Annotated in this window: 11 protein-coding genes, 1 tRNA gene and 1 pseudogene; 3 read left to right on the forward strand and 10 right to left on the reverse strand. The window is 63.0% G+C overall.

Annotation, left to right across the window (positions count from 1 at the left end; genetic code table 11):
• Positions 1-8 precede the first annotated feature (8 nt).
• From K3179_RS05570 to K3179_RS05600, 7 genes and pseudogenes are all read right to left on the reverse strand, one after another.
• Entirely contained in the window at positions 9-932 is a 924-nt protein-coding gene (locus tag K3179_RS05570; protein WP_221562832.1) for an alpha/beta hydrolase, read from the reverse strand.
• Positions 929-2032 carry an App1 family protein phosphatidate phosphatase gene (locus K3179_RS05575; RefSeq protein WP_221562833.1) on the reverse strand — a complete coding sequence of 368 codons (1104 nt, stop codon included), beginning with the start codon at positions 2030-2032 and terminating at the stop codon, positions 929-931. Before K3179_RS05575 ends, K3179_RS05570 begins: the two co-directional genes overlap by 4 nt.
• Before the next feature lie 1463 nt (positions 2033-3495).
• Positions 3496-4083 (reverse strand): annotated as a pseudogene (locus K3179_RS13420) (PAS domain-containing protein); the annotation flags it as partial.
• Between the two features lie 104 nt (positions 4084-4187).
• Positions 4188-4643 (reverse strand): DUF2141 domain-containing protein, encoded by a 456-nt coding sequence (locus K3179_RS05585; protein ID WP_221562835.1) that lies wholly within the window; start codon positions 4641-4643, stop codon positions 4188-4190.
• On the reverse strand, positions 4640-5356 hold the full coding sequence (locus K3179_RS05590) for a sterol desaturase family protein (protein ID WP_221562836.1): 717 nt from the start codon (positions 5354-5356) through the stop codon (positions 4640-4642). Before K3179_RS05590 ends, K3179_RS05585 begins: the two co-directional genes overlap by 4 nt.
• 49 nt (positions 5357-5405) lie before the next feature.
• Positions 5406-5909, reverse strand: a complete 504-nt coding sequence (locus K3179_RS05595; RefSeq protein ID WP_221562837.1) for an MmcB family DNA repair protein — start codon at positions 5907-5909, stop codon at positions 5406-5408.
• A 49-nt stretch (positions 5910-5958) separates the two neighbouring features.
• Entirely contained in the window at positions 5959-6357 is a 399-nt protein-coding gene (locus K3179_RS05600; protein WP_221562838.1) for a hypothetical protein, read from the reverse strand.
• Positions 6358-6484: 127 nt separating this feature from the next.
• Between K3179_RS05600 and K3179_RS05605 the strand changes: the two genes are divergently transcribed.
• From K3179_RS05605 to K3179_RS05615, 3 genes are all read left to right on the forward strand, one after another.
• Positions 6485-6561: transfer RNA gene (locus K3179_RS05605), tRNA-Arg, on the forward strand.
• Between the two features lie 85 nt (positions 6562-6646).
• Entirely contained in the window at positions 6647-7669 is a 1023-nt protein-coding gene (locus K3179_RS05610; RefSeq protein WP_221562839.1) for a diacylglycerol/lipid kinase family protein, read from the forward strand.
• Positions 7666-8559: a hypothetical protein gene (locus K3179_RS05615; RefSeq protein WP_221562840.1), complete on the forward strand. Its 894-nt coding sequence runs from the start codon at positions 7666-7668 to the stop codon at positions 8557-8559. Before K3179_RS05610 ends, K3179_RS05615 begins: the two co-directional genes overlap by 4 nt.
• Here K3179_RS05615 and K3179_RS05620 read toward each other — a convergent pair.
• From K3179_RS05620 to K3179_RS05630, 3 genes are all read right to left on the reverse strand, one after another.
• Entirely contained in the window at positions 8550-9044 is a 495-nt protein-coding gene (locus K3179_RS05620) for a DUF2141 domain-containing protein (protein WP_221562841.1), read from the reverse strand. The two genes, K3179_RS05615 and K3179_RS05620, sit on opposite strands and share 10 nt — an antisense overlap.
• Before the next feature lie 120 nt (positions 9045-9164).
• Positions 9165-10832 carry an ABC transporter ATP-binding protein gene (locus K3179_RS05625; RefSeq protein WP_221562842.1) on the reverse strand — a complete coding sequence of 556 codons (1668 nt, stop codon included), beginning with the start codon at positions 10830-10832 and terminating at the stop codon, positions 9165-9167.
• Between the two features lie 46 nt (positions 10833-10878).
• Positions 10879-12768: an asparagine synthetase B family protein gene (locus K3179_RS05630; RefSeq protein WP_221562843.1), complete on the reverse strand. Its 1890-nt coding sequence runs from the start codon at positions 12766-12768 to the stop codon at positions 10879-10881.
• Between the last annotated feature and the right edge of the window lies 1 nt (position 12769).

The raw sequence follows: 12769 nt of genomic DNA on the forward strand, positions 1-12769 counted from the left end.
GGCCCTTCTTAAGGTGTTTCGGCCTGAACCGGAACTGAAAGCGCGGCGTGCTGCTCGATGAAGCGGGTAACCGCGTCGAATATCTGCGGGTCGCGTCGCCAAGGATTGGCGAGGGCAAGCAGCGGATCGTTATGCGTCATGGCCGGCATGAACAGCGTATCGACTTCGGCCCCGCTATCTTCCAGCGCAGCGGCGAGAGCGCGGGTATTGCGCGGCTTTACAAGCGAATCCTGCTCACCATGCACCAGCAGCATGGGCGGTGCATCGCTGCGGACGTGATTCACCGGCTGGCTTTCTGCGCCCACGCCGACAGATCCGAAGGCTGCGCGCGTCGAATCGCTGTCGTAGGGGTAAAAATCGTATGGCCCGGCCAGGCCGACCACTCCCCGGATCGACCGGGCCGGCACGCCCGCTTCTGCGAGCCATCGCTGTTCCAGCGCGACTTGCGCGACATTGTATGCTCCGGCCGAATGTCCGGCGAGCACGAGGCGCTCGGGATCGCCGCCGAATTCTGCGATGTTTTCATGGACCCAAGCGGTCACTGCCGCAGTGTCCTGCAACATGGCGGGATAGCGGCCGTTTTCGCGCAGGCGGTATCCGCCCAGTACGACGATAAAGCCTTTTGATGCGATATTGCGGGCAATGAAGCCGTAATCGTCCGGATTGCCGTTGCGCCAGCTGCCGCCGTGAACGAAAATGAAAACGGGCAGGGCCTTGCTGGAAAACGGATCGCCATAGACCAGCAGTTTCTGGCGCGGATCTTCGCCGAGGCTTTGCTTGTGCAGCAACTCGATATTGTTCTTGCCGCCGGCAATCCGGTCGACCGTGTCGAGCACCGCCGGTCCGTTGCGGTTGATCGCGATCAATATCGCGCCGCCGGCGATCAGGGCGAGGCCCACGATCACGGCCACTACAAGCACCACTGTCTTCATGCTGCCTCCGTGTCGCCCTTGCCGACCGACTTGACGATGTTCTGCGCTTCATCATCCTCGAGCAATCCGATCGAGGCCAGGAACTTGCGCCCCTCCTCGTATCCCTCACCGAGCCAGAGCGGGATATTCGCGGATTTCAACGACTGTTCGGCAGCAAGTTCTTGCGGGCTCATCGCCTCGCCGACCTTGCGGATGAAGACCGCCCTTACCCTGCCCGGATTGCTGGCCGCGACATCGGCGAAAGCGGTGAGGTCACCCTGGCTGTCGTCGCCGATCAGGGCGAATTTCACGTCCGGATAGGTCGCCAGAATGCCGTCGATTGCCGCACGCTTATGCGCTCCGTGGCTGGAGGATCCGAATGTCGCGCGATTGAGCCCCCAGTCGCGCAGCATGATCGGGCCAAGCGGCAATCCGCGGCCTTTCATGTAGGTGACGAGATAGGAAAACAGGTTCCACGGGCTCGATGACACGTAAAAGAACGGGCGTCGCGAAGCCCGCTGGTGATCGCCCGCGTGACCATTCTGTCCGTGATGGTCCTGCCCGCCACCTAGCGCATTGTAGAAAACGTCGGCGCCGGGCACGAGGATGCGCTCTTCGGGCATTTGCATGAGCACTCGCCGCCAATTGCGCATCACTGCGCGAAAGTTCCCGGTGATTCCCGTCTCGATGATCGTGTCGTCGATGTCCGAAATGAAGCCGAGTGAAGTGCTCTTGCCGGGTGCCAGCACGTGCCCGTCGAGACAGTGTTCGCCCTCGCCATTGGACCAGTGGAAGCTGACCGTCTCCCATTCCGGATTGTCGGCATAGGGCCATTCGCCCTCCAGCCTGATGTCGAAGTGGACGAAGCCTTCCTTGTCGGTCACTCCCTGATGGCGCTGGGAAGATTTGCCGGGCGCGGCGATTTCCAGCTCGACCGGCAGGTTCGCCACCTCGTGGCTGGCGAATTGGCTCATCATCGTGCGCATCGCGCGCCACTTTCCCGATTTCGAGAAAGATCTGTCACGCGATCGCAGGGCGCGGGCGGTGATGAACAGCCGCTCCTCGTTGCGATAGCCGAAGTAGGGCTGGATGCGGACAGGTGCGTTGGGGAAAAACGGCATGGGCCGCAGCGCTAGCGCGTGCGGCCCATCCATCTCAAGCACTTATTGGCTGTGCGTTATTAGGCCAGCAGCTTGCGCGCCGCCTTTTCAAGCAGAGGCCGGTCCTCGTCCAGTTCGCCCACGACGACCAGCTCGCCAGTTTCGGTTCGGCGCACCATTACCAGCGCGAATTCCGGGCCTTCCTCGGCGATTTCGTCGAGTTGCGAAGGTTCGATCGCGCGAAGCTTCTTGGCCAGCGTTGAGCGAATGCCCTTGCCATCATCCTCGACCGGCTTGCCCTGTTCTTGCTTTCGGGCGCGGCGTTCTGCCTGGACGACGCCCTTGAGGCCGCCTTCCGCTTCGCGCAGGAAATCCGCAAGGTGGCCGCGTTCGATGCCGACACGGTGTGCATGGGTCAGCACGGCCGCATATTCGGTCAGGCGCGTCTTGTCGTAATCGGCCCCGAAAACCAGTTTCACGATCGGCGTCATCGGCGCGCGATCCTGCACGGTCAGGCCATTGTCGGCGATGATTTCGCCGAAGTCCTCGGGCGAATTCTGTGCCTCGAGGCTGAAATCGTAGGCCAGGCCAACCGCTGCATAAAGAGCCTTGCGACTGCGGTCTTCGGTGCTCTGCGCTGCCTGTGCCAGTTCGCGTGCTGCGGCAAGGCAATCGTACAGGCCTTCCGGCGCAACCTCTTCGGCAGCTGCGATAACCGCTGCATCTTCGGCCGCTTCGGCGACGATGGGATCGTCGGCCGTCGGGACCGGCAGTTCGGAAATCTCTTCGACTGCAGCAGGCGAGGGAGCAACTTCATCCTCTAGCTCAAGCGGCTCGGGCTGGCCTTCGAAGGTATCAACGGGTTCTTCGGCTTGGCCTTGCTCTTCGAAGGTTTCCGGCGTGCTGTGGGCTGCGACCTCGAAAGATTCGGATGCTTCATCCGGTTCGTAGGCTTGCGGAATGGGCGAGGGTACCGTGGCGGGCGTGGCGGAAAAGCCAGTAAGGTCCACCGTCTTTTTCTCGCGTTCGCCGCGGCTGACCAGCGACATCAGGCTGCTGCCGGCTTCTTCGTCCGCGAGGGGATCGACGAGGTCGTCGACGTCGTCTTCCTCGATATCTTCATCGTCCCAGTCGGGCAGGCCGTAATCGGCTGCGGTTTTCATGCCACTGTCGAAATCGGCCCCGTCCATGTCGGCATCTTCGCTGCCGGGATCGGGAGCGAGACTGCCGAGCGGATTGCCGAGTGCATCGACGCCGCGTTCCTTCCGGCCGGGCAGGTCGTCACTCTCCCGGTCACCGAAACCCGGTGTCGGAAGCACATTTTCTTCAGGCTCATCGAAGATCTCGGCGCTACCGAGATCGAATACCTCGTCTTCGCCCCAGTCGCATTCATCCTCTGCGGACAGGTTCTCTTCGGGCTGCGTCAGGTCGAGGACATCGTCGAAATCGTTTTCGTCGCCGTCATCATGATCGTCCTCGCCCGCCAGTGCCTGGTCGATCTGAAGCAACAGCTCGTCCGCGGTCTTGGCGTCGGCCAATTCCTTCCAGTTGATCACGCCGAAGATGAAATCGATGGTCTCGTTATTGCTGGAATAGGGCAGCAGAATGCCGCGATACAGGATTGTGAGGCCGCGTTGGTTCACGAATTCCGCTTCGAAGCCGATCGGGGCTTCGTTCGCGATAATCTGCATGTAGTGGTCGGTGATGCGACTCAGCAGTGAACGCGGCGGTACGTCTTCGAGATGGGTCAGTTCGCCATCGACGTCGCATTCTGCGCGCAATTCGTCGCCCACGAAACGGACAGCCGGATTTTCGACCCCGCTGGTGAAATCGAGCAGCACCGAATAGGGGCCGAAATCGTCGAGCAACTCCGGCTCCAGGTCCTCGATATCCGGATAGTTCGCATCGCCCAGCAGGCTGGCCCAGTGATTGTAAGCGCGCACCTGCATGCGGCGCTCGTCCTGGCCGACGGGGGACGGCGGCGGATCGAGATCGGCAGCGTCCTCCTCGACGAAATCGTCGAGATGGTCCTGTGCGTCCTGCGCGTCAAAAGCGCCGCCAAACCTGTCCATCGCTCAAAAGCCCCCGAATGCGAGTTGCGGTATTCGAGACAGGCTATGAGGCAGGTGTAGTAAAAATAGGGTTAAGGTTAATGCCGGTTAGGCGGCGCGCACGCTCAGAGCATGTAGCGCATCTTGATAGTCAGTTCGCGATCACTCGATCCCATATCGAATGCGGCATCCTGAAACTTGGGCGGGCCCATGCGCACAGGCGCATCGCGCGAAAAACCGAAACCTTCTTTGGGCATCATCCCCAAGACGCGGTCGGCCTTGCCGTTGGAATTTTCGTCATGAAGCAAGGCGATTGCATAGCGGCCAGGCTTCACGCCGTCGAAAGTGAAAGTCACTCCGCCTTCGCGCGCATTGATACTGGTGGCGTGGATGCTGGCGGTTTTCTTGCATTCCGGGAAATCGCTTTGCGCCGTTGTCATGCAGGCGCGAAGCAAGCCCTTGTCGTTGCGCAAGTCCGTGACCTTTACGGTGATGCGGAGCCCGGCATCCTTCGCCGGAAGGGGGGCGCCTGCGCCCAGGGCGAGAGCGCACAGCGGCAACAAGGCGTAGCGGGCGCTCATACGCGTTCGCTCAGGCCGCGATCGGTCTTGCACAGCCGGTCCCAGAACCGGAAATAGAGGCCGTAGTTGCATCGATACTCTTCATGATGACGCTGGTGATGGCTGGCGGTTATCAGCCAGCCTCCCAACCGTGAATGAACGAGGCGGCGAGGAAACAATTCCCACCCCATGTGATTCGTGACCCCCATGATTGTCATTACGGCCAGAACGAGGCCGAGCATCGCGAGATGGATCGGAATGACGAAGACAAGCACGGGGATGACGATGGCGCCGGTAAGCGCTTCCCAAGGATGGAAGCTCATGGCCGCCCAAGCGGTCGGGGGGCGGCTGGCGTGATGCACCGCATGCATGGCGCGGAACAGGCGCGGGCGATGCATCCAGCGGTGCGTCCAGTAGAACCACGTGTCGTGCAACGCCAGGTAGGCCAGCGGCGCGAGGGGCAGATACCACAGGGGCATCGCGTCCCATTGCGTATAGATCTGCGTCCAGCCGCGTTCCTGCCAGCCCCAGGCGACTATGCCCGCGGGGACCCCGTAGATTGCTGCGGACACAAGCGACCAGGAGATTTCGCGTCGTATCTGCGGTCCGAGACGATCGTGGTAGCCCGGACGCGTGAAGCGCGTAGCGAGCGCAAACGCTCCGCTCGATGCGAAGTATCGTACGGCAATGATCGCCGTCATGGCCAAGGCCGAAAAGAAAATGGCGTCCCACATGATCCCGCGCGCATTATGGCGCAGGATGCGTTAAAAAAAAGCCGAGAACTTATTCTGCGTTGCCCCAGGGAGCGCAGTGTGGATCGCCGGCAACGGTTATGCGCCGCATCGCAGCCCGCGCGAGCCGCTCCACCTCCACCTTGCGGCGGGCGGCGGCAAGCGGATGAAGCGGCGCCGGACGCACGATTTCCCCGTCATAACCATCGGCCAGGATGATGCCGCAGCAATCCGGGCGATAGTCTTCCCCCTCAAGCACGGACCGGTCTAGGCTGGGCGGAAGACCCCAGTAGAAACGGTCGCAAAAATCGAGATAATCGGGCCACTTGCCGTCGCCGAGCAGATCGCCGCGTTGCACCTTGATTTCCACGATGACGACGCGGCCCTTGTTGTCGAGCCCCATGAGATCGGCCCTGCGACCGTTGCGCAGCGGCACTTCGGGTATCAGCCAGACATCGTTTCGCGCAAAGAGCCGGGCGATGCCGCGTGCCACTTCGACAGCGGTTTCGTTGCCCGCTGCGCGTTCGGCAGGTTCGATGACGGGGGAATCACTCATACCCCCGAAATGGAACAGAATGGGAACGCGGTCAAGCGTGTGGGAGCGTTCAGTTTTCGGGGGCCAAGGCGATGATCGCATCGCGCGAAGCGTGGAACTCGCGCCACAAGGTGAGGGCTGCGCTGGTCGTGTCCTGTCCGGCGGCGCTCAACGCCAGAAGTGCTCTCAGGCCCGGCTGCATCACCGCGGCCAGGTCGTCGACGCCGCGTAACACCATGTCGTATTCGTATCCGCCATTGGCTTCGGCGCGCTCGGGCAGCCGCGTCACGGCTTCGCTTTCATCTGGACGGCCAAGCTGGGCAAGCACGCCGATGGCGGCGGCAGCTTCGTGAACCGCTTCCCACTGCGCGGCCAAATTTGCACGGTCGCGCGCATTGCGCGCACGCCCGCCCAGAGGTGGAAGCATCGTCGCGTTCGACAGGTCGAATTCGTGGCTCAGCGCGTTCATGGGGGGGATGTGTAGGACGCCGGCAATTGCCAAATCGCTAACGCTGCGCAACGTCGGCGAGGAATTTTCTCTGGCAGGGCGCCAGCGGCCTTGCTAAGCGCCCGCATCGCCCAGGCGGCAAGGCCAGGCACCCGTAGCTCAGCTGGATAGAGCGCTGCCCTCCGAAGGCAGAGGCCACAGGTTCGAATCCTGTCGGGTGCGCCACTTGCTTCGGGCGTTTCTCCCACCCTCGCATTGCAGGCCGGACGGCGCTGCACTATCGAGAGGGCTCTCTTTCACGGCGACCGTAGTGGAGCGCACCATTCATAACCATCGGACAGCGCCTGAGGCAGGGACGCGCACGCCCGGCAGCGAGCCGCCGTTCGTGGTCGACAAGCCGCGCATAGCGATGGTCCATAACCCCCGCTCCCATCGCAACAAGGGCAGGCAGGCGGAGCATGTGGATGGCGCCGACATCACTGTCGTCCAGCCGCGGACGAAGGATGAGTTGTCGGAGGCGCTGGCGCAGCTCCGCGACGACGGTGTCGAATTTCTCATCATCAATGGCGGCGACGGCACAATCCGTGATGTACTGACCATGGGCCAGGTCGTGTTCGGCGAGAATTGGCCGACGCTCGCGGTCCTGCCACGCGGCAAGACCAACGCGCTCAACGTCGATTTGGGCGCGCCTTCCGACTGGAGCCTTGCGGCGGCGGTCGAGGCGTTTCGGGCCGGCAAGCGCGTTGAACGCCGCGCTTTGACGATTTCGCGCGACGGCAGCGAAGAGCTGCCCATGCTCGGTTTCATCTTCGGCGCGGGTGCTTTTACGCTTGGCATCGAAGCGGGGCAGGATGCCCACAAGATCGGGTTTTTCGATTCGCTTGCGGTGGGGGCGACAACCGCCTGGGGCGTGTTGCAGGTGTTGTTCGGCAGCAATGGCAATCGCTGGCGTCGGGGAACCGCCATGCAGCTCGCTTATGAGCCGTCGGGTGAAAAAATGCCGCATTCGCGCCACGGCGACCCGGGGCGAAGGCACATCGTACTCGCCACGACGCTCGAGCGCATGCCAATGGGTATCCAGCTATTCGGCAAGGGGCAGGCACCGATCCGTCTTGCAATACTGGATCGGCCGAGGCGACGGATATTCATGTCGCTGCCGGCCATCCTGGCGGGCTGGCACCCGGCGTGGCTGGCGCCCGCAGGCTTGCACCAGATCAGCGCGGAGGCTTTCTCGATCGAACTGGATGCACCGTTCATCCTCGATGGCGAGCATTTTCCCGAGGGCCGCTACCATGTGGGTCAGGGCCCCGCGCTGACTTTCGTGACCTCGTGATCGAAACGCTTGAGCAGCGTATCGAAGCCTCGCTCGATGCAGAGGTTCGCCCTGAAGTGTCGGCGTACGCTGCAATGCTCGCCGCAGAGGCCGATGCGCGCGCCGTGCTTTTCTACGGCTCGAACCTGCGCACGGGATCGCTGGAGGGCGTGCTCGACTTCTACGTCCTGCTTCCTGGCCCGCAGGCGGAGCGGATCTGGCCGCGGGTCAGCTACCGCGAATGGCGCCACGGCGGTGAGGTATTGCGCGCCAAGATCGCGACCATGTCGCTTGAACAGTTTGCCGAGGCCGCCAGCGGAAGGAGCCGCGATACCACGATCTGGACGCGTTTCGTGCAGCCGAGCGCACTGGTATTCGCCCAAGACGACGCGCGGGGCGAAGTTCTGGAGGCGATTGCAGACGCGGCCGAAACGGCCGCACGTTTCGCGGCGGCGCTCGGCCCCCGGGGAGGCACGGCCGAGGATTTCTGGCGCGCACTCTTCCAGGCGACCTATCGCGCCGAGTTCCGCGTCGAGAAGCCGGGTCGCGAAGATTCCATCCTGTCAGTGAATGCAGCGCACTTCCATGGTCTGCTGCCCTTGGCATGGTCGGCCCAGGGAATCGCCTTCGAGCGAAGCGAAGAGCTGTTGCAGCCGGACCTGCAGGAGCCCGCGCGCAGAAGAATCCTGCAAGATTGGCGAAAGCGGGAACGGCTGGGCAAAGCGCTCAATATCCTTCGTCTCGCCAAGGCAACGACCACTTTCGAAGGTGCCGCACGCTATGGCGCGTGGAAGCTCGAACGCCACACGGGAATCGCGCTCGAAGTCACGCCTTTTCGGGAGAAGCATCCGCTCTTGGCGATGCCGGGTGCAGCCTGGGAGCTATGGCGCGCACGGCGCAATCAGCGGTAGCGCATCCGGATCGAGATCGATTCGACGCCATTGCCGACGGTGAAGCCCACTTTCTTGTAGCTGGGCTTGCCAAGGTTGAAGATGTTGAGGCTGGGATTATTCGACATCGCGCCGCCATCCGCAAAGATGTCCGTCTTGCCATTGCCGTTGATGTCGTGGCGAACGGCAATCCCGTATGTCCCCGGCGTCGCAATGGGCATGCAGAATCGCATCGTTCCTGCCTTCGCAGGCACCTCCATGCGGGTGAGCCAGCGGCCCTTCTCGAGCCAGTCTGCCTCGGTCGCGCGATAGGACTGGATGCGCAGCGTACCCTTGCTCTCCTTGATGCCGGTCACGCTCACCCACACGCCCGGCTTCCCGCTCTGGCAGCGGGCCGGGTCATGCGGAATTTCCTGGCCATAGCCGCCTTGTGCCACGGCAGCGGGGGCGATCGCAGCCAGTGCGATCGCGGCAGAGCCTGCGAGTGCAAGTGGTTTGAAGGTCATGAAAAAGCCCCGGTCAACAAAGTGCGAATCATGGAAGCCACGCTGGCGCGGCAACCGAAAATCTGACGCCTTTGTAGCAAAAAGCTCTGAATTACGGCTGAATTGCCATCGATGACCCCGTTAAGACACGGCGACGCGCCCGCGTTCCAAACGTACGATGTGGTCGGCCATTTCGGGCAGCAGGCCGCGGTGGGCGATGGCGAGAACAGTCCTTCTGGACGTCATTGCCCGCAGCGCTTGTGCGATGGCATTCTCGCTTTCCGGATCGAGCGCGCTGGTCGCTTCGTCGAGGATGATGAGGTCGGGCGATCGCAGCAGCGCCCGCGCCAGGGCGATCCTCTGGCGCTCGCCGCCAGAAAGTTCTCGCCCCGAGGCGCCCACCTGGCAATCGAGGCCGCCAGGCAGCCGGGCTACGAAGCCCGCGTTGGATTCCTGCAGGGCGTTCCACAAGCGCTCGTCATCTGCCGAGGGGTCGGCAAAGAGCAAGTTGTCCCGGACGCTCCCGCCGAAAAGCACCGTTTCCTGTTGCACATAGGCCGTCCGGCTTCGCCAGCTGCGCAAGACGAGAGCATTCAGGACCTCGCCGTCCACGGCGATCGTCCCCGCGTCCGGCTCGGTCAGGCCCGAGCAGATGTCGGCGAGCGTGCTCTTGCCGGACCCCGAAACGCCGCACAGAACGACCATAGTGTTGACCTGTATGTCCAGATCGACGCCCTCCAGCGCACCGTCGCGGTCCGGAAAATCGACTTTCACCCCTTTCAAAGAGAGCGAGGATCCGAGCCGCGGCGCATTCATCTGGACAGCCGGTTCGCGGTGAGCCTCGGCCGCCGCAATGAATTTACCCGCATTCTCGAAAGCGGGCGCCGCATAGGCCCAACCTTGCGCACTGGCCTGCAATTGACCGATCAAGGGCAGCGCGCGCACGAATATCGCCGCCAGGGCAAGAACGGCAGGCAACGGAATGGCGAGCCGCTCCATCGCCGCCCAGATCGCGATCGCAGCCAGGGTTGCGCCGCCTATCTGGAGGACACCCTGCGCCAAGGCGCTCGATCCGACATAGGCTCGCTCGGTATGGCGCAGGCCGCGGAACCCGGTCTCCAGCAAGGCCGCTTCTTCGTCTTCCTTTTCGAAGCTCTTTATGACCCTCAGCCCGCGCGTCATCCGTGAAATCCGGGCATGAACCGCTTCGTGACGCGTCGACAGATCCTCTCCGATTGCGCGCGCCCTGCGCCGGACGGGAGCGAACAGGAGGTAGGCAACGACACCTCCTGCTATCGCGACGAAGGCAGCGGGCAGCGAGATCATTGCTGCGGCAGCCATAAGGGCGAGGAGCGCCAGGACCAGTCGTACGAGGCCGGCAAGCATCTGGACCGCATAGGCGCAGCGGTCGATATCGGACGCCAGGAGGCCCTCGGCCTCGCCTTCCTCCAACCCCGCCAACCACCGCCAACGCGCGCCGAGAAGGCTGCGGACCGCCTTCATGCGTAGCCCGTCCACCAATGCGTGGGACAGGTCTTGCACGCTGATGGCGCGCCAATATTCCGCGACCGCGCGCACGGCGATCAGCGCGATGAAAAGCGCGAGAAGCGCGGGGAGGTCGAACTGGTTGGCGAAAGGAATGCCCGGCCCGTCAATTGCGCCGGGGTCGAGCGAGGACAGCAGCGGGACGAGCAGTGCGAAGCCGATGCCTTCCGAGGCCGCAGCCACCAGCGATGCCAGCACCATCCTGAGCGTGCCGCAGCGCATCTTGGGCTTGGCCAATTCGGTCAGGGCCTGAAGCAATGCCATATTCGCGGCTCTACCGCCCTTGCCGAGCTGAGGTCAAAGTCTTCGCTCAAAGGTCATTGCGGTTCTCGAGATGACCGATGAACCGTGCGGCCAATATCGCACGCGGGAGGGCGAGTATCCGCGGCCAGTCGGTATCGATGTCATGGCTTGGGCGTTCCGGCCAATCATCCACCAAGGCTATCATCCTGTCGATGTCCAGCATTTCCCCGAGCACGCGGTGGCTGCGCGCTGTCTCCAGAACGCGCCGCATCTCTTCGCGCTCGCCGGTCATCCGCGCGTGCCAGTCGATATTGTGAAGGCCATGCTTGCGGTTCGTGCGGATCGCTTCGGGAAGCCTGCCAATGCCCATGAGGCGAGCGAGCCGCCGCTCTTCGCCATCCCACGCGAAGGCCCTGGCAGGGAGGGAGAGGCAGAACTCGATCAGCGGGCGATAGGCCGAAACGTCGCGTTTGCGCACACCATAGAGCTGCTCGAATGCCAGATCGACATCGAAGGCCGGGCCATCGGCATCCCGCAATTCGCGCTCGACTGCCTCCTTGCGGTTGCGATCGAAAGTGAGGTCGCTCCATGCCGAGCTGGTTCCCCTCATCTCCGCTCTCGCAGCTTGTCGCTTGCGCGCATCGCCCGATAGCGGCGTGAGCAAGGCGACCATGTCCGCGCGCCCGGGATGTACCAGGGTGCGAAGCGCGCGCCGGATAGGCCGGGGTAAACGGGGCAGGACGGTCAGCGCCATGAACTTTCGCGACAAGCTCCGGCCGTCGCCGGGACGGTTCTTCAGCAACCGCACCAATTGTCCCAGTCTCCCGGGCGCTGCATATTCGCAATAGGCATAGCGGCCTGCGTCACTGAAAGTGGCGTTGCCCAAATCGGCCGTCAGCAGGCTGTCGCATCCCAGTTCGCGGGCCTTGCGATACACTCCGTGATACATCCCGACATTCGCGAGGCCGGGGGCGAAAACCTCGGACGCAGCGAACATTTCCCTGGCCGAACGATCGGGGGGCCCGATGTCGTGATCGGCAAGGTGCCAATCCAGCCGGGGGTTCTGTGCGACCAGTTTTCCGACGAGTTCGCTTTCGTCTCCGATGGTCCCTTCGGGAGCGGTTCCATCCCAGCGGGCATCCGGCACGAATGTGATTGCCGGCAGATGTCGACCCTCCGGCAAGGCTTGCAAAAGCGACGTGGCGACGAGAGGAGAGTCCAGTCCGCCGGATAAAGTGACTGCCGGCTTCGTGGCCCACTCCAGTGCCTTTCCCGCGGCCTCGTCCAGCAATTCGCGGGCGCGCAGCGCAGCGGTATCCGCATCGAAATCTGCATCGGCCAAGGGCGCAGGGAGGGAGTACCAGCGGCGAGTGCGATGCTCCGCCCCTTCGACATGTACCGTGGCGCCAAGCGGCACCATCCGGATGCCCTTGTACCACGCCTCTTCCTCGCCCGACCGCCAGTCATAGGCGAGCTCGTCGACCATTCTTTCGAAGTCCGGCTCTCGAGGAGCATCGGCCGCGAACAGAGCGCGCAGGAGTGGCGATGCAACGCAGCGCTCTTCCGCAGCGTGGTAGTAGAGCGGCGGCGCACTCCAGGGCGAGCGAGAGAGGCGCAGTGTACCGTCGGGAAGGCGTGAAATAGCGGCATAGCAACCGATGATCGCCTCATCGGCCCGATCGCCTAATTGGGCTAGTGCCGCCGAATACAGGGCAGCCGGACTGTCCGGATCCCCCGAAAACCGGCGCGCCAACTCGTCGGTATTGTCGATCCAGCCAGAAAAGGCCGTGTCTACGCGATGCGCGCTTGCGATCGAGTCTCGCGTGGATACGGCAAAGAACAGACCCCCCCTTCGATGGGTTTGCGGCGCGGTCTTTTCGTAAAGCGATACCGCGTCCAGCACAGCCTTGGCGCGGTCAGGTTGCGCACCGGACCAGTCGACAGTTCCAGCGATCATT

It is taken from the genome of Qipengyuania intermedia (assembly GCF_019711615.1).
GTDB lineage: Bacteria > Pseudomonadota > Alphaproteobacteria > Sphingomonadales > Sphingomonadaceae > Qipengyuania > Qipengyuania intermedia.